At 40.6% G+C, this 20,192-nt stretch carries 21 protein-coding genes; 10 read left to right on the top strand and 11 right to left on the bottom strand.

Annotated features, from left to right (window positions below):
- Positions 1–300: 300 nt before the first annotated feature.
- Together R3X28_RS18055 and R3X28_RS18060 are read left to right on the top strand one after the other, a co-directional pair.
- Positions 301–867, top strand: a complete 567-nt coding sequence (locus R3X28_RS18055) for a YeeE/YedE family protein (protein ID WP_282054422.1) — start codon at positions 301–303, stop codon at positions 865–867.
- On the top strand, positions 864–1,277 hold the full coding sequence (locus R3X28_RS18060; RefSeq protein WP_282054423.1) for a DUF6691 family protein: 414 nt from the start codon (positions 864–866) through the stop codon (positions 1,275–1,277). The genes R3X28_RS18055 and R3X28_RS18060 overlap by 4 nt, the downstream gene beginning before the upstream one ends.
- 1 nt (position 1,278) lies before the next feature.
- Here R3X28_RS18060 and R3X28_RS18065 read toward each other — a convergent pair whose 3' ends face one another.
- The 8 genes from R3X28_RS18065 to R3X28_RS18100 all read right to left on the bottom strand — a co-directional run bounded on the left by R3X28_RS18065 (position 1,279) and on the right by R3X28_RS18100 (position 9,753).
- The gene (locus R3X28_RS18065; protein WP_317666231.1) at positions 1,279–3,714 is read right to left on the bottom strand and encodes a GH36-type glycosyl hydrolase domain-containing protein; all 2,436 of its coding nucleotides are present in this window, start codon (positions 3,712–3,714) and stop codon (positions 1,279–1,281) included.
- A gap of 107 nt (positions 3,715–3,821) precedes the next feature.
- Positions 3,822–5,444 (bottom strand): MFS transporter, encoded by a 1,623-nt coding sequence (locus tag R3X28_RS18070; RefSeq protein ID WP_282054426.1) that lies wholly within the window; start codon positions 5,442–5,444, stop codon positions 3,822–3,824.
- Between the two features lie 166 nt (positions 5,445–5,610).
- A complete protein-coding gene (locus R3X28_RS18075) occupies positions 5,611–5,886 on the bottom strand; it encodes an ATP-dependent Clp protease adaptor ClpS (protein ID WP_154367515.1) in 276 nt (91 codons plus the stop codon).
- 32 nt (positions 5,887–5,918) lie between these two features.
- On the bottom strand, positions 5,919–6,755 hold the full coding sequence (gene prmA, locus R3X28_RS18080) for a 50S ribosomal protein L11 methyltransferase (RefSeq protein WP_317666234.1): 837 nt from the start codon (positions 6,753–6,755) through the stop codon (positions 5,919–5,921).
- A gap of 75 nt (positions 6,756–6,830) precedes the next feature.
- Positions 6,831–7,580, bottom strand: coding sequence for a triose-phosphate isomerase (gene tpiA / locus R3X28_RS18085; protein ID WP_154367511.1), 750 nt, complete (start codon positions 7,578–7,580; stop codon positions 6,831–6,833).
- Positions 7,577–8,101 (bottom strand): TlpA family protein disulfide reductase, encoded by a 525-nt coding sequence (locus R3X28_RS18090; RefSeq protein WP_282054430.1) that lies wholly within the window; start codon positions 8,099–8,101, stop codon positions 7,577–7,579. The genes tpiA and R3X28_RS18090 overlap by 4 nt, the downstream gene beginning before the upstream one ends.
- Positions 8,102–8,116: 15 nt before the next feature.
- Positions 8,117–9,211 carry a BT_3928 family protein gene (locus R3X28_RS18095; RefSeq protein WP_317666237.1) on the bottom strand — a complete coding sequence of 365 codons (1,095 nt, stop codon included), beginning with the start codon at positions 9,209–9,211 and terminating at the stop codon, positions 8,117–8,119.
- Positions 9,208–9,753, bottom strand: a complete 546-nt coding sequence (locus tag R3X28_RS18100; protein ID WP_317666239.1) for a DUF1599 domain-containing protein — start codon at positions 9,751–9,753, stop codon at positions 9,208–9,210. Before R3X28_RS18100 ends, R3X28_RS18095 begins: the two co-directional genes overlap by 4 nt.
- A gap of 115 nt (positions 9,754–9,868) precedes the next feature.
- Between R3X28_RS18100 and folP the strand changes: the two genes are divergently transcribed.
- Both folP and cdaA read left to right on the top strand, forming a co-directional pair.
- Positions 9,869–10,690 carry a dihydropteroate synthase gene (folP, locus tag R3X28_RS18105; RefSeq protein ID WP_317666241.1) on the top strand — a complete coding sequence of 274 codons (822 nt, stop codon included), beginning with the start codon at positions 9,869–9,871 and terminating at the stop codon, positions 10,688–10,690.
- Between the two features lie 57 nt (positions 10,691–10,747).
- Positions 10,748–11,533, top strand: coding sequence for a diadenylate cyclase CdaA (gene cdaA / locus R3X28_RS18110; protein WP_282054435.1), 786 nt, complete (start codon positions 10,748–10,750; stop codon positions 11,531–11,533).
- Here the strand turns inward: cdaA and R3X28_RS18115 are convergent.
- Both R3X28_RS18115 and truA read right to left on the bottom strand, forming a co-directional pair.
- Entirely contained in the window at positions 11,530–13,296 is a 1,767-nt protein-coding gene (locus tag R3X28_RS18115; protein WP_317666242.1) for an ABC transporter ATP-binding protein, read from the bottom strand. The two genes, cdaA and R3X28_RS18115, sit on opposite strands and share 4 nt — an antisense overlap.
- Positions 13,293–14,039 carry a tRNA pseudouridine(38-40) synthase TruA gene (gene truA / locus R3X28_RS18120; protein WP_317666244.1) on the bottom strand — a complete coding sequence of 249 codons (747 nt, stop codon included), beginning with the start codon at positions 14,037–14,039 and terminating at the stop codon, positions 13,293–13,295. The genes R3X28_RS18115 and truA overlap by 4 nt, the downstream gene beginning before the upstream one ends.
- A gap of 91 nt (positions 14,040–14,130) precedes the next feature.
- Between truA and R3X28_RS18125 the strand changes: the two genes are divergently transcribed.
- A complete protein-coding gene (locus R3X28_RS18125) occupies positions 14,131–14,625 on the top strand; it encodes a metallophosphoesterase family protein (protein ID WP_282054438.1) in 495 nt (164 codons plus the stop codon).
- A gap of 94 nt (positions 14,626–14,719) precedes the next feature.
- On the opposite strand, the gene R3X28_RS18130 is transcribed toward R3X28_RS18125, so the two are convergent.
- On the bottom strand, positions 14,720–15,130 hold the full coding sequence (locus R3X28_RS18130) for a DUF4293 domain-containing protein (RefSeq protein ID WP_154367494.1): 411 nt from the start codon (positions 15,128–15,130) through the stop codon (positions 14,720–14,722).
- 192 nt (positions 15,131–15,322) lie between these two features.
- Here R3X28_RS18130 and rho point away from each other — a divergent pair, with 192 nt between their 5' ends.
- The 5 genes from rho to R3X28_RS18155 all read left to right on the top strand — a co-directional run bounded on the left by rho (position 15,323) and on the right by R3X28_RS18155 (position 20,135).
- Positions 15,323–16,981 (top strand): transcription termination factor Rho, encoded by a 1,659-nt coding sequence (gene rho, locus R3X28_RS18135; RefSeq protein WP_317666247.1) that lies wholly within the window; start codon positions 15,323–15,325, stop codon positions 16,979–16,981.
- 208 nt (positions 16,982–17,189) lie between these two features.
- Positions 17,190–17,873: a hypothetical protein gene (locus R3X28_RS18140; RefSeq protein ID WP_317666249.1), complete on the top strand. Its 684-nt coding sequence runs from the start codon at positions 17,190–17,192 to the stop codon at positions 17,871–17,873.
- A gap of 3 nt (positions 17,874–17,876) precedes the next feature.
- The gene (locus R3X28_RS18145; RefSeq protein ID WP_317666251.1) at positions 17,877–18,566 is read left to right on the top strand and encodes a hypothetical protein; all 690 of its coding nucleotides are present in this window, start codon (positions 17,877–17,879) and stop codon (positions 18,564–18,566) included.
- A 123-nt stretch (positions 18,567–18,689) separates the two neighbouring features.
- Positions 18,690–19,445 carry a hypothetical protein gene (locus tag R3X28_RS18150; RefSeq protein WP_317666253.1) on the top strand — a complete coding sequence of 252 codons (756 nt, stop codon included), beginning with the start codon at positions 18,690–18,692 and terminating at the stop codon, positions 19,443–19,445.
- 12 nt (positions 19,446–19,457) lie between these two features.
- Positions 19,458–20,135, top strand: coding sequence for a hypothetical protein (locus tag R3X28_RS18155; protein ID WP_154367483.1), 678 nt, complete (start codon positions 19,458–19,460; stop codon positions 20,133–20,135).
- Positions 20,136–20,192: the final 57 nt, after the last annotated feature.

Below are 20,192 nucleotides of genomic sequence, written 5' to 3' on the forward strand. Positions count from 1 at the left end.
TCCGAAAAACTAAGGTATAATATACCTTGGTTTAGAGGAGCCAGCCGCAGCATGGCCACTTTGTTAAGATCCACATTGAGAAAAGCAAATAAAACCCACTGCCACAGCGTCCAGGCCGCTTTCACTTGCGTGAAATGCTCTATGGACGCCTTCCTACATCCCATGTGGAAATTCCTCGATTTACTACGAAATTGAAAATAGGCCGTTAAGAGTAATGGAACTTAAACATCACTCAAAAGTGTAAGGTTCCACCAAAAAAACCGAATAAATCCATTCGTTTATATTTGCAAAAACTTTGGAATGGAAATAATTCTTCAACCTTGGCCGTGGTATGTCACCGGGCCATTGATCACTTTCGTTATGCTATTGCTGTTCTACTTCGGCAAATCGTTCGGTATGTCATCGAACCTTAGAACCTTATGTAGTATCGGTGGGGCGGGTAAATATGCCGATTTCTTTAAGTTCGATTGGAAGGCCCAACGTTGGAATTTAGTGGTCGTCCTCGGGGCCATCTTAGGGGGATTTATTGCCGTGAATTTCCTATCCGATGGGTCTAGCATTGCGCTATCGCCCGATACGATCAACGATTTGGAAACCATGGGGTTCCATAATGCCGGTGCAGCCATTTTGCCCCCGGAAATATATGATTGGAGTGCGGTTTTTACCGTTAAGGGGATGTCTGTCTTGATAATCGCAGGCTTTTTGGTCGGCTTCGGTACCCGCTATGCCGGAGGTTGTACCTCGGGCCATGCCATTTCGGGATTGAGCAATCTGCAAAAACCTTCCTTAGTGGCCGTTATCGGCTTTTTTATCGGTGGTCTGATCATGACACACTTTATCTTACCCCTAATATTCAAGGCATCATGAAATTATTGAAATATCTTATCGTCGGTATGGTTTTCGGAATCATATTGGTAAAGTCCGAAGCGGTTTCCTGGTACCGTATTTATGAAATGTTCAAATTCCAGTCCTTTCACATGTACGGCATCATAGGATCGGCCGTATTCTTGGGGGTCATCGGGGTAGCATTGATGAAACGCAGTGGACTCAAAAACATAGAGGGACATAAAATAAACATCAACCCCAAGGAAAAGGGGTTTACCCGTTATCTTCTGGGAGGTAGTATTTTCGGATTGGGATGGGCCCTGGCAGGTGCATGTCCAGGACCCATGTACATTTTGGTGGGAGCAGGCGTCTTCAGCATGCTCATTGTAATCGCTGCGGCCCTCCTTGGCACCTTCGTTTACGGGGTGATCAAGGATAAGCTACCGCATTAGATCATCCCATGATCACTTGTACCGAATGTTCTTTTCCAGCCTCTAATATGGGAACTATTTTCGAATCGATTTCCGAACCGTTCACCAAGATGCGTTTTACGCCTTTACTGATATGCTCGGGATTCTGTACTTCGATATTATAGGTGGCCCCACGATATTCCCGTGTCATTTTGAATCCGTCCCATTTTGAAGGGATACAGGGATCAATGACCAATCCGTCATAATCGGTTTTTACACCGAGGATGTATTGGGTGATCGCAAAGAAGTTCCACGAAGCTGTTCCCGACAACCAGGAATTTTTAGCCTCCCCGGGTTTGGATGCTTCCTTACCTGCGATCATTTGGCAATATACATAGGGCTCCACACGATGCAGTTCGGAAATATCCTCTAAGAAACTGGGGGCAATTTTGGTGTAGTATTCATAGGCTTGGTCTCCTCGGCCCAAAACGGTTTCCCCGATCATGATCCATGGGTTGTTATGACAGAAGATGCCCCCGTTTTCCTTATAACCGGCGGGATAGGTCGAAATCTCCCCATATTCAATATAGTATTTGGTGAAAGCGGGACTGTTCAATACGATTCCGTATTCACAGTCCAAATGCTCTTTTACCGCATTCAACGACTTTTCTACCATCCCTTCTTCCTGTCCGATTCCGGCCATGGTACACCATCCTTGTGATTCGATAAAGATCTTGCCTTCCTCGTTTTCGTTGGATCCTATTTTTTTACCGTAATAATCATAGGCCCTTAGGTACCAATCACCGTCCCAACCATCTTTCTTAACGGCTTCGATCATGGCATCTACATGCTTTTCGGCTTCTTGGGCCTCGGCATCCTTCCCTATGCGTTTGCACAGTTTTACATATTCCTTTCCGTAAACCACGAAAAGTCCGGCAATCATAAGTGATTCCGCTGTACTTCCCTTTTTATTACCTGTGGTCTGGAAAGATTCGTTGGGATCTTCAGAAAAACAATTCAGGTTTAAACAATCGTTCCAATCGGCACGCCCGATAAGCGGTAAGCCGTGTGGTCCCAAATTGTTCACCACATGGTAGAAAGAAGCTTTTAAATGGTCGAAATGCGGTTTGGCGCGTGATGCATCATTATCAAAAGGCACCATTTCATCCAATAGGGAAAAATCCCCTGTTTCCTTAATATATTCGGTAGTGGATAAGATCAACCATAAAGGATCGTCGTTAAAATCGCCCCCAATGGCCGAATTCCCTTTTTTGGTCAAGGGTTGGTATTGGTGGTAGCACGAACCGTCCTCGAACTGTGTAGATGCGATATCAAAGATACGTTCCCTGGCACGTTCAGGAATTTGGTGTACAAAGCCGATCAAATCCTGGTTGGAGTCCCTAAAGCCCATACCACGACCGATTCCCGATTCAAAGAAGGAAGCCGAGCGCGACATATTGAAGGTGACCATACATTGGTATTGGTTCCAGATATTCACCATACGATCCAAGCGATCATCCCCGGAATCTATATTGATCTTGCCTAGAAGTCGGTCCCAATAGGCACGCAATTCCCCATAGGCCGCATCGATTTTTTCAACCGTATCGAATTTTTCCATCATTTCCTTGGCAGGTTTCTTATTGATGACCGCCTTGCTTTCCCATTTGTCTTCGGGAGCTACCTCAACATAGCCCAACATAAAGATAAAATCGCGGGATTCGCCCGGTTGCAATTCCACCTCAATATAGTGCGATGCGATAGGCGACCAACCATGGGCCACGGTGTTCTTTGGAGTTCCGTCGTTAACGACATCGGGATTATCAAACCCGTTATACAATCCCAAAAACGATTCGCGATCGGTATCATACCCATCTATAGGGGCGTTCACGTTATAAAAAGCATAGTGGTTACGTCTTTCCTTGAATTCGGTCTTGTGGTAAATGGTTGAATCCTGGATTTCTACTTCCCCGGTGGAAAAGTTACGTTGGAAGTTCGTCATATCGTCCTCGGCATTCCACAGGCACCATTCGATAAATGAGAACAGTTTCAGTTTTTTGATTTCCGAAGAAGTGTTCTTCAAGGATACTTTTTGAAGCTCTCCCCAAAATCCCAAAGGAATAAATTGAAGAATCTGTGCCTCTACCCCATTCTTTGAACTATTGAATTTGGTATAGCTCATCCCATGACGGCATTCATAGCTATCCAAAGGTGTTTTCATGGGTTTCCAACCAGGTGACCAAGTGGTATTCCCGTCTTTAATGTAAAAATATTTCCCCCCATCATCGATAGGTACATTATTATATCTGTATCGTGTTAACCGCCTAAATTTGGCATCCTTATAAAAAGTATATCCACCACCGGTATTGGAAGTCAAGGAAAAGAAATCCTCATTACCCAAATAATTGATCCATGGGTAAGGGGTCTGTGGGTTCGTAATCACATACTCCCTGTTCGCATCGTCAAAATGACCGTATTTCATATGTTTATATTAAAGTTAATGACTGTGTTTCTGTTCTACCTCGAGATAATATCCCCCTTATCGCTTTTGTAATGAAACATTACGATTCGGGCGATTGGCCCGTTAAATTATTGTTCTATTATTTTTTCTTCTTGAAGTCTTCTGTTTTGAAGCTCCAGGGTAATCTCATCCAGCTTTTTCTGGGTCAAGGGGTATAAGAGCATTAATCCTGCTGCCAGCACGGTGATCAATGCAGGCACCCAACTCATCAACATGATAATACCGGGAATGGCCCCTTCAATAGAACTGGCATCTTGTCCGCTATAATGAAATGCACCCAAGATCATACCGATAATCGCCCCGGCAATACCACCACCGAATTTGGTAGCGAACGAGCCTGCGGAATAGATAAGTCCCGTTGCCCTTCGCCCATTTTTGAACTCGGAATAATCCGCGGCATCGCCCAACATGGCAAAAAACAAGGTCGGGAAGATGGCAGCAGCGAATTCGGAGATAATACCAATAGTAAATATCGCGGTAATATCTTCGGGTCCGCAAAAGAACAATAGGGCATTTACCCCACCGGAAAACAGTAAGGCATAAATAAACAGGTTGCGTTTACCGAATTTCTTGCCCAAGGGAGATGTTGCCATGGCCCCAAGTACCGAGGCGATCATAAGACCGATCAAGAAAGAGGCACCCAAAAGTTGATTATTCAAATAATGCGTAAAGTAAATAATGACAATCCCTTGTTTTATGGAATTATAGACGTTGAACAACAGTCCGATCACCAATAACACCAACCATGGTTTGTTGGCTATAAGATCCTTGAAATCCTGTTTCAGGTTGTTTTTTTGTTCTTTGGGTGGTTGTATTCTCTCTTTGGTGGAATAGAAGGTCAGGAACATTAAAATGGCCAAAAAGACCGACATGAGGTACATAGAATTACTATACCCTCTTTTTTGGTCGATGATGGTGATCTTGTCCTTGGTCAGGTTTTGTTCCCCCTCAACAATAAAAGTATAGTCCTCATTGGCCTTCATAGAGAAACTTTTACCATGGGTAGGTGCATTTTCCCCAGAGACCATTTGCCTATCGTCCCATGTGAAATTGGCGATTCCATCTTCCGTTTTTATGTTCACGTTCTCAACATCGGTATGGGTTGAAACAACAACCTTGTATGTATCATCTTCCAGTTGATCAATGGAGATGGTAGGATCAACGTTGCCATAATAAGCAACCAAGAACAATAAGGCCCCTTGGACCAACATGCCACCACCGAAAGCACCGACCATACGATAAGACCCCAAACTGGTACGCTCCTTGTCATCCCCGGTCATAACGGCCATCAGAGCTCCGTAAGGAACATTGTTCGCCGTATAGATCAAGGTAAAAAAGATATAGGTAATATAGGCATAGACGATCTTACCGGTCTCGCCCAAATCCGGACTTGTGAACAAGAGGGACAGGATAGCGGCCAATGGAATGGCCGTCCATAAAATCCAAGGACGGAATTTGCCATATTTAGAGGTCGTACGGTCCCCGATAATCCCCATAAGCACATCGCTGATACCATCGCTAAAACGGGCCACCAGCATTAACACCCCAACGGTAACAGGGCTCAATCCGAACACATCGGTATAAAAAATGAACAGGAAAGTGGCTACTCCACGCCATGCGATATTCGCGGCGCCATCCCCTAAGGCATACCCTATTTTTTCCTTAATGGAAATTCTCTCAAATGTAGCCATGCTCTTTTTGAATTGATTAAGTGATAAAAATAATCAATCGTGAAAGCCCCTACTAATGCAAAATAATCTTTTAGTGCGCTAAAATGTAAGCACTTTGGATAAAAGGCGTGATAAGACCAAGAAAGTATATAAAACCCTCTGTCTTAGTTTTTTGAAGTATTTTTTTCTATACGATCTCTGCACTTAAACCTGCCTGAAGCAACCGACTACAACGCGGTTCAAGATCTTTATATTCACCGGTTTTTACGGTGCATTTCCCATTATAGTGAACAATCAAAGAGCATTGTTCTGCCTGTTCGGGTGTGTGCTCACAAACATCGATCAAGGTATCGATAACGTGATCGAACGTATTTACCTCGTCATTAAAAAGTACAATTTCGTTTTGCTTTACTGTTTCTTCTTCTAGCAGTAATTCTTCCGAAATTTTTTCTTTAGTGCTCATAATTCAAATTTTTAATATCGGAATAACACTCCCTAAAGTACATATTTTACGGCAACCCAATTATTTTTTTGAAGATTTTTTTCAAAATTGAGTCCGTATTCACTGCACTTTTTGGAGATTAAGGGAATATCTTCCTTATAAAATCCACTTAAAAACAGCTGCCCTCCCTTAGTCAGGCATTTTGCATATTCCGGAATATCGGCAAGTAGTATGTTCCTATTTATATTGGCGATGATCACATCGTACTTTTGGTCTTTCAACAAAGAGGCATCACCCTCATACACTTTGATTTGCTTACAATTATTGCGCTCCACATTCTCTATGGCGTTCAGATAACACCAATTATCGATATCTATGGCATCTACGGACATTGCCCCCCTCATTTCGGCAAGAATGGCCAAAACCCCTGTACCACTGCCCATATCAAGAACCGTTTTTCCTTTGAAATCATGCGCTAGAATAAATTGCAGCATCATATGGGTGGTTTCATGATGGCCCGTACCGAAACTCATTTTTGGCTCAATGACTATATCATACGTTACATCGGATTTTTCATGAAACGGCGCACGTACCTCACATTCATTGTCAACGGTAATCGGGTTGAAATTGCGTTCCCAAGTGGCGTTCCAATTTTCTTGTTCTATCTCTTTGAAACCATATGAAATACTAAAGTCCGGATTTGTAAGTATCCCGACTTCTTGCAACATATCGGCTTGCCAATCCTCTTTTTGAATATAGGCCTGGATACCGGTTTCGTGCTCTACGAAACTCTCAAAACCGATTGCACCCAATTCGGCGATCAATATATCCGATGTGGGTTGCAAAGGGGCAATCTCAAAATTATATTCAATATAAACGGTGTTTGACATAGGTACGGATTTATAGGAACAGAATGCCCCTTAAAAACAAATTTAAGGGGCATATAAAATGGTATTTTTAAAAACTTAGATCGCTTTAACGATAGCAATGAAATCATCGGCTACCAATGCAGCACCACCGATCAAACCACCATCAACATCTGGTTTGGAGAAAATTTCCTCAGCGTTGGAAGGCTTAACACTACCACCATAAAGAATGGAAACATTATCGGCGATATTCTGATCAAAGGCCGCAGCAATGGTCTTACGAACAAAAGCATGCATTTCTTGCGCCTGCTCAGGTGAAGCTGTTTCACCCGTACCAATGGCCCAAACAGGTTCGTAAGCCAAAATAATGCTGCTCCAAGCACTGGCATCCAGTCCAAAAAGTGCATTTTTCAATTGGCTTTCAACAACCTTGAAATGGTTGTCCGATTTACGATCGGCCAATTCCTCACCAAAGCAGAACATTACTTTCATGTTCTTGGCCAAGGCTGCTTTTACTTTTTTCTCAAGGATCTCATCGGTTTCCCCGAAATAGGCCCTACGCTCTGAATGACCCAATATAACGGTATTGATACCGATGTTCAATAACATATCGGCTGAAATTTCACCCGTATAGGCACCACTTTCGGCAAAATGCATGTTTTGGGCGATAACCTCTATGGTTGAATCCTCCAACTGGTTTACGGCACTAGCCAAATTTACGAAAGTCGGGGCTACCATTACCTTCGCAGTAGTGTCCGGTAATTTCGCCGAAACCTCTGCCAAAAGGGCTTCGGTCTCTTCCATGTTCTTATTCATTTTCCAGTTTCCTGCTACTATTTTACTTCTCATGACTTACTGTTTCTTAATTGTTCTACAATCGCTTTATCACTTGCCTTTATGGCTTTATATAATTTAATATTACCTTCTGCGTCCAGGACCATATATCTTGGAATCCAATCCAAATCAATATCTTGGAACAATTCCGATTTCCATCCATCGTTCGCCCAATAATGTGACCCTTCCGTTATTTTAAATCTTTCTATTCCCTTTTTCCAGCTTGCTTCATTCTTATCCAAGGAAATGAATACGACCGCAACATCGGGAAATTCTTTTTGTAAATCTTTTACCGTTGGCATACCTACTACACAATCTTTACACCAAGAGGCCCAAATGTCCAAAAGCACGGTTTTGCCTTTATTCGCTTCTATTATGGACTGAAAAGAGACCTCATCCCCTTTCAAATCCAAAAAAACATCGTTCAATGCGGCCTTCGAAAAAGTATGTTCCTGGGCCTGCATCGCCATAAACGAAAACAGGGCCAAAAGCACGTACAGTTTGTTTATTTTCTTTCTTATCGTTGTTGCTGTCATGTATCTATATCCGTATTAAAATACCAAATCGTCCATATCGTTAAAATGCACTTTCTGGGTAATGGTTCCTTTTTCCAAAGTAAGTAATCCCGGATTGGAGCGTACTACGGTTTTCAATGCCGTCTCATCTGTAAAATAAAACTCGGTATCCAAGTTATATTTTTTTATTAGGGCTGCGGTTTCTTCCGGACTTGAAGCCGACATGCCAATTACCTTATAACCCTTATCCTTTGCTTTGGGTATCAACTGGGCCAGTGCGGTAAACGCTTCCAAATCGCTGTTATCCAAGTTATAGGAAATAATCATCATCAATTTAGGTTCTGCCAATAACTCAGGTGCGTAATCTACCCCTTCTTGTTCTATCGTGAAATCATGTATCGGTGGTTCATATCCTTTTACGATTTCCGTGGTTTCAACATCAATGAACTCCCCATCGACTGAAGGATAATCCCCATTGGTAACCACAACCTCTTCTTCTTCGTTCACATTGAATTTCCAAGCATACTCAAAAACAGGTTTCTGCGCATCCTCGGGCATTACCATACCTTCTTGAATATTGGCGCCGATCTTATACGGCCTATAATCGATTACCGGAAGATGGTTCAGAACATGGTAGGCAAAGAGGACACAAAACACCAAGGCCAAAGCCGTAATGACCCTTCTCGAATTGGGCCCGAAAATGGGTTTTATAAATCTTTTCCCTAGAATCAGTATAACGATGAAGACCAAGAGCACCATATCCTTTGTAAAAGAACCCCATGGTGACAAGTTCACGGCATCGCCAAAACAACCACAATCGGTCACTTTATTGAAATACGCCGAATAGAAGGTTAAAAACCCGAAAAATACGATCATCAAAAACAAACTCCATAAAGTAAACCTGATCCTGAACCCCAACAATAACATTACGCCCAATAAGATTTCCAAGACCACAACAAGAAGTGCGAAACCAAGGGCATATGGCAATAAAAAAGTGAGGTTAAGAACGGCCTCACTAAAATATTCCTCCAATTTAAAGGTAAAACCTACAGGGTCGTTGAGTTTTACAAAACCACTGAAAATGAATAAAAACCCGACGAACAATCTACTAAAACCAACTAAATATTTCATTTTGAACCTTCTTTTAAATGAATCATGGCGAAAACGGCATAATTTACCATGTCCTGATAATTGGCATCGATACCTTCACTGACCAAGGTTGCCCCTTTGTTATCCTCGATCTGTTTAACACGTAAAAGTTTTTGAAGGATAAGATCGGTCAAGGAACTTACACGCATATCTCGCCAAGCCTCCCCGTAGTCGTGATTCTTATCTTCCATCAAGGATTTAGTGATCTTTGTATGCTTATCGTACAACTCCACAGCTTCCTTCTCGGATAAATCGGGCTGGTCCACAACACCTTTTTCCAACTGGATCAAGGCCATAATCGAATAGTTGATGATCCCGATAAACTCGGAACGCTCATCCTCGTCAACCTTTCGCACTTCATTTTCCTGAAGCCCACGAATACGTTGTGCCTTTATGAAAATCTGATCGGTCAAGGAAGGTAATCTAAGAATACGCCAAGCACTGCCGTAATCTTTCATCTTTTTCTGGAATAAATCCCTACATATCTTTATTACGGCGTCGTATTGTTCGGAAGTTTGCTGCATGTATTATCACTAATTTGCGTAAATTTCGCCTAAAATATTTGAAACATCAAAGTTCGTGTTTTAAAGTTGGTTTATCAAACTTTATAGCGGCAACTTTGCCACTAATCTTTGTAGTATGACCTTGAATTGCAATGGAAAGCTTATAGATTTATCCACACCCAAAATAATGGGCATACTTAACCTTACACCCGATTCATTTTATGATGGGGGAAAATACAGGAATGAAAAGGAAATTTTGGGCCAGGTCGAAAAAATGCTGAACGACGGAGCTACTTTTATAGATATTGGCGCATATAGCTCCAGACCGGGAGCAGATGCAGTACCCTTGGAAGAAGAATTGTCAAGGATCGTCCCCATAATACAAAAGGTAACGAAGACCTTTCCTGATATCATAGTATCCGTTGACACCTTCCGCAGTGAAGTCGCAAAAAACTGTTTAGGTGAAGGCGCAGCTATTATCAATGATATTTCAGCAGGCCAATTAGATGGTAAAATGTTTCAAACAGTTGCAGAACATGGAGCCCCGTACATTATGATGCATATGAAAGGTACGCCCCAAAACATGCAACGGCATACCGATTACGTGAATTTAGTAAAGGAAATGTTATCGTATTTTTCAGAACGGATCGCTAAGGCGAGGGAATTCCACATCAACGATATCATCATTGATCCAGGATTCGGATTCAGCAAAACGCTAGAGCAGAATTACCACCTGTTAAAAAAAATGGACCTCTTACGGATATTGGAACTACCCCTCTTGGTTGGGCTCAGTAGAAAATCGATGATATACAAAGTACTTGCAAACACACCACAAGAAGCCTTGAACGGCACAACAGCACTACATATGGTTGCCCTGCAAAAAGGGGCTCAAATACTTAGGGTGCACGATGTGGCAGCGGCTGTGGAGTGTGTTAAATTGAACGAACAACTGAACTAAACCCTTGAAAGGATTTTTGTTCGTCAAATTTTGCTAATTTTACAAAAAAGGCTAGGATTGGATTTTTTGAATTTTCTCGACTTTAAGATTACCGATATTCTCGACATTATCTTAGTCGCCGTACTTCTTTATTATATCTACAAACTCGTTCGGGGTTCTGTAGCCATAAATATTTTCATAGGTATCGTTATTATTTGGGGTTTTTGGAAACTCACCGAATTGCTGGATATGGAAATGATCAGTAGTATGGTCGGCGGCTTTATGCAAGTGGGTCTTATAGCACTTATCATCGTTTTTCAACAAGAGATCCGAAAATTCCTTCTTATGATCGGGTCAACAAATTTTGCCAACAAACGAAACTTTATACGTCGCTTTCGTTTTTTAAAACCTGACGGAGATACGACCAGTACCGATATAAACGCCATCCTGGAAGCATGTGAGATCATGGGGCGGTCCAAGACCGGTGCCATTATCGTTATAAAACGGAACAATTCGCTCGATTTCATAAAGTCATCTGGGGACACGATGCACGCAGAGGTAAACCAACCCCTATTACGAAGTATTTTCTTTAAAAACAGTCCCTTACATGATGGTGCCGCCGTTATTGAAGATAATTATATTGTAGCTACCCGTGTCATACTTCCCGTATCGAACGAACGCAGTATTCCTTTACGGTTCGGGCTTCGCCATAGGGCCGCCGTAGGAATAACAGAAAGAACGGATGCCCTTGCACTTGTGGTCAGTGAGGAAACAGGAAACATTTCCTATATCAAAAATGGGGAATTCGCCCTTTTTAATGATATTACCGAATTGGGCAATATGATAAAGGAAGACCTGACCTAAGCCGCTTCCTCTTCCATAAACTGGGCTTCATACAGCTTGTTATAATAGCCGCCTTTCTTAAGCAGTTCATTATGGGTGCCGGACTCAACGATTTTACCGGCTTCCATGACCAAGATCTTATCGGCCTTTTTAATGGTCGCCAAACGATGGGCAATAATTATGGATGTTCTACCCTCGGTAATCTTATCGGTGGCACGCTGGATCAAGCGTTCGGAGTAACTATCGACAGATGATGTTGCCTCGTCTAAGATCAAGATACTGGGATTACTCACAAATGCCCTTAGAAAGGCTATCAATTGACGTTGCCCACTGGATAACATGGAGCCCCTTTCCTTTACATTGAACTCATAACCACCCGGTAGACTTTCAATAAACTCATGTACACCTATCTGAATGGCCGCCTCCTCAACATCCTTTAGGTCAACATTTTCATTTTTCAAGGTGATGTTGTTTACGATGGTATCGGCAAAAAGAAAAACATCTTGCAGTACTACGGCAATATGTGAACGTAGTGCTGCCAATTTATAATCCTTACTATCAATACCATCAATCAAGATCTGACCCGAATTGATCTCGTAAAAGCGGTTCAATAAATTTATGATGGTTGATTTACCGGCTCCTGTTGCACCAACTATGGCAATGGTCTCACCTGCCTTGGCATCGAATGAAATACCATGAAGCACTTCCTCTCCTTTTAGATAACCGAAATGAACATCGGTAAACTTAATATCTCCCCTAACTTGGGTATCTCCATACGTTCCGGAATCATCCATTTTACTATCAGTGTCCAAAATCAAAAATACCCTATTGGCCGCTACCATTCCCATTTGTAAGGTATTGAACTTATCCGCAATTTGCCGTAATGGCCTAAAAAGCATCTCAATACAAAGAATATAAGCAAATATAGTACCCGCTTCACTATCCGAAATATTTGCGACGTTCATGAGTCCGCCATACCAAACGACCAAACCAATGGCCAAAGAACCTACGATTTCTGCAATGGGAAAGAATATGGAGTTGTACCAAACCGTTTTCAACCAGGCCTGCTTATGCTTTTCGTTGATTTCCCGAAATTTATCACTCTCAATCTTTTCCCGCGTAAACAATTGTACGATTTTCATTCCCGCGATCCTTTCCTGTACAAAAGAATTCAGGTTAGCCACCTGCGCCCTTACTTCGATAAATGCAACCTTCATCGCCTTTTGAAACAATCTCGTGGCATAAAGGATGACCGGTAATAATGAAAAAACGATCAAGGCCAATTTCCAGTTCAAATAAACCATCAATGCGGCAGCGGCCAGCATTTTCAACAAATCGGCAATGATAACGAAAAAACCTTGGCTAAAGATTTCCCCTATACGCTGCATATCAGCCACTGCCCTTGTGACCAATACCCCTAGTGAGGAGTTGTCAAAATAAGTCATTTTAAATCCCAACATATGTCGAAACAAACGAATACGAACATCCTTGATCACGGATTCCCCCAACCAATTCGCATAGTAATTAAAGAGCAATTGAAAAGTAACCTGCGCTAGCAACACCAATAACATGATCACCGACAGATTAAGTAATTTGTCGGCCTTGGCAGGAATAATGGCCTCATCGATCAACATTCGTAATAAATAAGGGGTCATTACCGCAAAAACAGAAAGTAAAATAGCGGAAAGTGCTACCCCATAAAAGGTTAGCCTATAAGGTTTCGTAAACGTCATTAAACGCTTGAACAAACCGGTATCAAATGCTTTTCCTGATTCTTTACTCATATTTTTTCGTATGGCTCTGGGTATATAATCTTGGTCAAATATAATCCTTTTGCAGGCACTGAAGCCCCTGCCTTTGACCTGTCCTTACCGTTTAAAACTTCATTCACATGCCCCAAACCAGTTTTCCCGATACCTACATCAAGAAGCGTTCCCACTACGGCCCTAACCATATTGCGAAGAAAACGATCTGCGGTTATCGTAAATACCAATTTATCGGACTCCACGGCCCATTCCGCTTTTTTTACATCGCACAAATAGGTATGCACATCGGTATTCGATTTTGAAAAACACTCAAAATCATCATGGTCCAATAATAATTTGGCCGCTTGGTTCATTGCATTGACATCCAAAGGATGTTTTACATAATAGGCCGAATGCATATGAAAAGGGTCTTTTTGTTGAACGATCCAATATTCATAGGTGCGTTCAATGGCATCAAACCTGGCATGGGCATTTTTTTCTACTGGAAACAATTTGGAAACAGCGATATCCTCCGGCAAAAAGGCATTCAATCGATAAACCAATACATCACTGTCCACTTCCCCATCAAAATCAAAATGGGCATACATTTGTTTGGCATGCACCCCGGCATCCGTTCTACCGGCACCGACCAAAGCTATTTTTTCACGCAACAATTTAGACATCGCTTCTTCAAAAACTTCTTGTACCGTAATGGCATTAGGTTGGTTTTGCCAACCATGGTACGACTTTCCGAAGTATGAAAAAACGATGAAATATCTCAAGTGAATCGCCTATTTTTGTGGAGTCCAAAGATACTTCGTTCCTTCTAAAAAGAGTTCCTAATCCCATATTTTTAAGCTTAATTTAAGTTTTATGACCAAAATACTTTTGCTTTCCGACACCCATAGCCATATTGATGATGCCATTTTAAAATATGTGCGGCAAGCTGATGAAGTATGGCATGCGGGGGATATCGGTAGTTTAAAAGTTACCGATCCAATTGCGGCATTGAAGCCTTTGAGAGGGGTTCATGGGAATATAGATGACCATATAATTCAAAAGGAATTCCCTTTGCACCAACGTTTCATGTGCGAGGAAGTTGATGTTTGGATCACCCATATCGGAGGCTACCCCCCCAAATACAACAGCTTGGTATCAAAAGAAATAAAAGCGAATCCGCCAAAAATTTTCATAAGCGGCCATTCTCATATTTTAAAGGTCATGATGGACAAGAAACTTGGGGTTCTACATATGAACCCAGGTGCATGTGGCAAACATGGTTTTCACCAAGTACGTACCATGTTGCGCTTTGTAATCGACGGAAAAGAAATCAAGGATCTGGAGGTAATAGAACTGGGAAAACGATAATACCGCAAATAATCCCGAACCCGGAATAACGGAAAATAAAAAACCCTGATGCTTCCATCAGGGTTTACGCACTAATACTACTAAGATGTTAGGCTTAACGCAAACGATCAACAGATTTTACAAGATCTTCATCCTTCTTAATAGCCCTATTGGCAAGGACCAAAAAAACGATAGAAAATACAGGAATCAACATCCCAATACCCTTCTCAGAAACCAAGGTCTCTCCGGATAAGTTTAGCGATCGGTAAACGAAAAATCCTAGTAAAAAAAGATTTAATATCATATTCAACCTGTTCAACACAAATTGATTTTGTCTCTTCTTATATAAAAAAATGGCTACCAAAGCCAATGCCCCCGTCAAATATAAAGCCACGGAGACCATAATGTCGTTTTGGGCAAAAAATTCCTTGCCATTGGCATCTAACCAAAGATAAACCAAAAAAGGAGCCACACCACCCAATAAGGCGACAAGGACTAGATAAATGGTCTGAATTCTTTGAATCATTGCTCTAAAAACGATTTTGAAGAGCAAAAATACATGTCTTTTGAAAAATATCCCTGTATTAATGAAAATAATTTGTAATATTGTTTCGTTATTCGTTATATCACTTACCAAAACGGGGATTCTTCCCCTTGTAAACCCAAATAACAATACACTTCTTAATTGTCTAAAGACGTATAATTTATATCACACTTAATGTTTGAGATTTCAGATTTAAAATCGAAAAAGCTTCCTGAACTCCAGGAAATAGCAAAAGGATTGAAAGTACCTAAGTTCAAATCCTTGAAAAAATTGGACCTTGTTTATCAAATTTTGGATGTGCAAGCCGCAAATCCAAAGGCTGCCGAAGGAATTGCTTCAGTTCCTACCGAAAGTAATGCTGTAGAGAAAAAACCTGCAGAGAAAAAACCAGTTGCACGCAAACCAGCGGATAGACCAAAAAGATCCCGCGTCGCAGCGGTCAAAAAAACGGAAGGGCCCCAATCGGAAAACACTAAACCAGAGGCCAACAAGGCTCCTGAGGCCGCTGAAGCCAGTGAAACCATTTCTAAAAAACCGCAGCCCGAAAACAAAAGACCCAACCCAAGGCCCAATACTGGCCAAAATACCAAAAAAGGTCCTCAACAACATAAAAACCAAAATACAAAAAAGCCTCCCCATCAAAAAGGTGGACAGGACAAACGCAACAGCAATTTTGATAAAGATTTAAAGAACAGGTACAAAGAGCCCGAATTTGAATTTGACAGTATCATTGCCAGCGAGGGAGTCCTTGACATTATGCAAGACGGCTATGGCTTCTTACGTTCTTCCGATTACAATTACCTATCATCCCCTGATGACATTTATGTATCACAATCACAAATTAGATTGTTCGGCCTTAAAACCGGGGATACTGTTTTAGGAAATGTACGTCCACCTAAAGAAGGTGAAAAATACTTTCCACTGATAAAGGTGAACAAAATCAATGGTATTGATCCACAAGTTGTACGCGACCGTGTATCTTTTGAACATTTGACCCCTTTGTTCCCGGATGAAAAATTTAATCTGTCTGATCGCCAGAGTAGTATTTCTACACGAATCATCGATTTGTTCTCCCCTATCGGGAAAGGACAAAGAGGTATGATCGTCTCCCAGCCCAAAACAGGTAAGACGATGCTTTTGAAAGATGTGGCCAACGCCATTGCCGCAAACCACCCAGAAGTTTACTTGATCGTTTTGCTAATTGATGAAAGACCTGAAGAGGTAACCGATATGCAACGTAACGTCCAGGGAGAAGTAATCGCTTCCACCTTTGATAAAGAGGCAACGGAACACGTACGTGTAGCGAACATCGTTTTGGAAAAAGCCAAACGTTTGGTTGAATGTGGCCATGATGTTGTTATCCTATTGGACTCAATTACCAGATTGGCAAGGGCGTACAATACGGTACAACCTGCTTCCGGTAAGGTATTGAGTGGTGGTGTAGACGCCAATGCACTTCATAAACCAAAACGTTTCTTTGGAGCTGCCCGTAATATTGAAGGCGGTGGTTCTTTATCTATCATTGCTACGGCCTTGACGGATACAGGTTCAAAAATGGATGAGGTTATTTTCGAGGAATTCAAAGGTACCGGTAACATGGAGCTTCAGTTAGATCGTAAAATCAGTAACCGAAGAATATTCCCTGCAATCGACCTTACATCATCCAGTACCCGTAGGGATGACCTACTATTGGACGAAAGCACGATTCAACGTATGTGGATCTTACGTAAATACCTTGCGGATATGAATCCTATAGAAGCCATGGAATTCATAGAACAACGCATTAAACAGACCAAGAACAACGAAGAGTTCTTAATGACGATGAACCAATAGTCCATCATAAAAACACAATACGTTTAAAATCCCATTGGCTGTTTGCCAATGGGATTTTTTTATGAATACATCCCAGCAACAAATCCCGTGCATCAAAAGAGAAAGTGCGGCATGTTGACGTTAGTTTAATTTTAATATCTTTATAAAGCAAAATTCGTTCTCCCCCAACCTTTTTGCATGGACATTTTACAACCTAAACCTTCTACATATGATTATTATCTACAAGTATCAGATGCGAATTCTTGCGCTTTCGGCATTGCTTTTAACCCTTGCAAGCTGTAATGAAAAAAAGAAACCAAAGCAAGAAAAAGACCTTATCAAAAAAGAGGTAAAAGCCCCTAAGGACATAATCTCATTAAATGAGGCAAGTTCTATTTATAACAACTATACCAAACATAGAATTTCGGTAATTGAGAATTATGAGCTGGAACAGAGAGCCCCTGAAAAGGAATTTATACCGGCAAGGTTCGTTGATTTCGATTACCAAACGATTAAAAACTACATTGCTTATGTAGACCAAGAAGCCTCAAAAGCCGGAGTGAAAGAAGTAACCAAACTTCGCCTATATTTTGCCAATTATCCGAATAAAGGGAAATTTGCAGATGGAAAAAAAGTGGTTCATCCCAGACAGAACTCCATATTTATGGTTCCAACCTTGGATAAAAACGGAGAGAATCACGGATTTTATATTGGTGAAGACGGTAAGGCCAAATTAATTAGTGATTGGAAACATAACAATAAAATGGAGATGGGAGCAAATTCTTTGAACCCAAATATAAAATCCCATGCAAGTATGATTCCTAGTTTTACCCTTAATTCCAGTTTATTGGCAGGTACGAGCCTGGTATTGAATCGCGGAAACGGTGGCCCGCCTCCTAAGTCAGAGTTTTAAATTATGTCTCAATTGTTGTTGGATTTATTTCATCGTAGTTATTTCCTCATTGTTTACGGAATTGCCTTAATGATTTCCGTAAAGACATATAGGAAGTATTTTGAAACGGTCTTCAAATATCTTCCACTGATTATTGCGTACACTTTTTTGAATGAGCTGCTTGGCTACTTTATAAAGTACTACCCGGATTTTTCACTCTTCAATGATATTAAATACAGTAACATCAATGAAATAATATATAATCTCTATGATATTGTATTTTTCCCTTATTTCTATTATGCCTATTGGAAACTTTCTACCAATAGCGAAAACAAGAAAAGGATTGCTTGGGCCTCCTCTTTCGCTATATTAGCCTACCTTATAAGTTGTATCTTTCAAAACCCTATGGACACTATGCTTTATTATGCTTATTTCGTAGCTTCTTTTGTTTTGGTTTATTGTATTGCAACAAATTTCATTGAAAAAAAGCAAAACAACATAGACGTGGTCAATACGTACAATCTTGTTTTTTGGATAAATATGGCACTCATTATATTTTATGCCATTTCCCCTTTTTTGTTGTTTATCGGTTATACCAAAATCGAAATATGGAACCAATTTCATTTTGCATTGATCTTGAAAATTTTAATTATAATCATGTACAGTATTTTGACCATAGGTCTTTTATTGAACAGAAAGCTCGCATTTAGGTGACACACACATGTTCAAGATTCTATTGAAATAGGATCATATTACGGCCCGTGGATTGCACCAGACCTTTAATCGTTATGAATTTTATTACCCATTGGAGTATTAATACTTTTAAAACCCATTGTTATGATCAAAATAAAAAAGTTATTATCGCCATGTATTACTCTTATCATTATCCTTTTCTCCTTCTCAAGTTGTGAAGAAAAAGACGAAAAGGAACCACCGACCGTATTGGCACCCGAACAAATTGTAGAAGTAGACCAAGCCAAAGAAATGTACGATCGTTATACCGATCGTCGCGTTCCTTTGATACAACACTACGAAGACTCTATAGATAGGGCCCTTTACGATTCAAAAATACTTCAGCACAAAAAAGCAAAATCAAAAACGATAGACTCCAATACGGATAAAAAGTTTGATGTGGCCCGTTATGTTTCTTACGATTACAAAACCATAAAACAATACTTGGCCTATATAGAACAAGAAGCGAAAAAGGCCAACGTTGAGATTTCTAGCCTGCGATTCTATTTTTCGAATTACCCGGACAAATCTTTTTTCGATAATAAAGATTCGGTCTTACATCCTAGACAGAACTCACTGTTGCTTTCACCGACCTTAAAAAAAGGGGACCGGGAATATTTATTTTATATCGGAGGTACTAAAACCGAGGAGCAAGCCATATTACTTACAGATAATTTCGGCGAAATAAATAACCAGGAAATAGGCGCCACTGACCGCATGGGAGATAAAGCACATGCCTCTATTCTTCCAAACCTAACAAATACCACGACAAACCCCGCTTTAAATACATCTTTCTATTCAGGAACAAGTTTAACCATGAACAAAGGAACGGGCGCCCCACCGCCATGGAACGAAAATTAAGCCCTCTTAAACATGGTCGATTTTTTAAAAGACAACTATTTCATTCTCCTCTATGGAGTTACATTGATCATAGCATTACTTCGCTACAAACGGTATTATAGTAGTATTGTGAAGTACTTTCCTATAATCATTATTTATACGATAGTATCTGAAGTACTAGGATACTTTATTCGGGATTTCGAAGATTTTCAGATTGTCTATGAAAATAAATACCAATATGCCAACTACATCATTTTCAACGTATATGACTTGGTATTTTTCTTCTATTTCTATTTTCTATTTTGGAAAACGATGAAAAACAAAGAACATAAAGCTATTATAAAATATGGTTCTTTGGTTTACCTTGTATCCGCATTGATCAATCCTTTTTTTCAAAATGTATATATCTACCCACAACTTTATGCTTCAACAATAGGGTCTATTGTACTGATTATAGCCGTTTATTTATATTTTCGTCAGAATTGGAACCAAAAAGGGAAAAAACATGATTTGATCTTGTGGATCGGTGGGGGACTATTGGTTTTCAATATCTTTTTCCCGATAATTTCAATAATTTCATTTTTTGATTACCCCAGTTATGAAAAATTCAAGCTAAGACAAGTACATTATGTTCTGATTGTAGCGATGTATATGTGTTTTATAATGGGCTTTATTTTTATGAAACCATATAGACCCGTTGAAAATTCTTGAAATTTGAAATAAATGGCCTTGACCCTCGATGCTTTTTTGTCGGAATATTATTTTTTG

This window comes from Maribacter sp. TH_r10, assembly GCF_033101095.1.
GTDB classification, from domain to species: Bacteria; Bacteroidota; Bacteroidia; order Flavobacteriales; family Flavobacteriaceae; genus Maribacter_A; species Maribacter_A luteus.

What these genes read in the sequence shown, in the direction of transcription:
- R3X28_RS18055 (WP_282054422.1), top strand. Translation starts at nt 301, where the DNA reads ATGGAAATAATTCTTCAACCTTGGCCGTGGTATGTCACCGGGCCATTG.
- R3X28_RS18060 (WP_282054423.1), top strand. Translation starts at nt 864, where the DNA reads ATGAAATTATTGAAATATCTTATCGTCGGTATGGTTTTCGGAATCATA.
- R3X28_RS18065 (WP_317666231.1), bottom strand. Translation starts at nt 3,714, where the DNA reads ATGAAATACGGTCATTTTGACGATGCGAACAGGGAGTATGTGATTACG.
- R3X28_RS18070 (WP_282054426.1), bottom strand. Translation starts at nt 5,444, where the DNA reads ATGGCTACATTTGAGAGAATTTCCATTAAGGAAAAAATAGGGTATGCC.
- R3X28_RS18075 (WP_154367515.1), bottom strand. Translation starts at nt 5,886, where the DNA reads ATGAGCACTAAAGAAAAAATTTCGGAAGAATTACTGCTAGAAGAAGAA.
- prmA (WP_317666234.1), bottom strand. Translation starts at nt 6,755, where the DNA reads ATGTCAAACACCGTTTATATTGAATATAATTTTGAGATTGCCCCTTTG.
- tpiA (WP_154367511.1), bottom strand. Translation starts at nt 7,580, where the DNA reads ATGAGAAGTAAAATAGTAGCAGGAAACTGGAAAATGAATAAGAACATG.
- R3X28_RS18090 (WP_282054430.1), bottom strand. Translation starts at nt 8,101, where the DNA reads ATGACAGCAACAACGATAAGAAAGAAAATAAACAAACTGTACGTGCTT.
- R3X28_RS18095 (WP_317666237.1), bottom strand. Translation starts at nt 9,211, where the DNA reads ATGAAATATTTAGTTGGTTTTAGTAGATTGTTCGTCGGGTTTTTATTC.
- R3X28_RS18100 (WP_317666239.1), bottom strand. Translation starts at nt 9,753, where the DNA reads ATGCAGCAAACTTCCGAACAATACGACGCCGTAATAAAGATATGTAGG.
- folP (WP_317666241.1), top strand. Translation starts at nt 9,869, where the DNA reads ATGACCTTGAATTGCAATGGAAAGCTTATAGATTTATCCACACCCAAA.
- R3X28_RS18115 (WP_317666242.1), bottom strand. Translation starts at nt 13,296, where the DNA reads ATGAGTAAAGAATCAGGAAAAGCATTTGATACCGGTTTGTTCAAGCGT.
- R3X28_RS18125 (WP_282054438.1), top strand. Translation starts at nt 14,131, where the DNA reads ATGACCAAAATACTTTTGCTTTCCGACACCCATAGCCATATTGATGAT.
- R3X28_RS18130 (WP_154367494.1), bottom strand. Translation starts at nt 15,130, where the DNA reads ATGATTCAAAGAATTCAGACCATTTATCTAGTCCTTGTCGCCTTATTG.
- rho (WP_317666247.1), top strand. Translation starts at nt 15,323, where the DNA reads ATGTTTGAGATTTCAGATTTAAAATCGAAAAAGCTTCCTGAACTCCAG.
- R3X28_RS18140 (WP_317666249.1), top strand. Translation starts at nt 17,190, where the DNA reads ATGATTATTATCTACAAGTATCAGATGCGAATTCTTGCGCTTTCGGCA.
- R3X28_RS18145 (WP_317666251.1), top strand. Translation starts at nt 17,877, where the DNA reads ATGTCTCAATTGTTGTTGGATTTATTTCATCGTAGTTATTTCCTCATT.
- R3X28_RS18150 (WP_317666253.1), top strand. Translation starts at nt 18,690, where the DNA reads ATGATCAAAATAAAAAAGTTATTATCGCCATGTATTACTCTTATCATT.
- R3X28_RS18155 (WP_154367483.1), top strand. Translation starts at nt 19,458, where the DNA reads ATGGTCGATTTTTTAAAAGACAACTATTTCATTCTCCTCTATGGAGTT.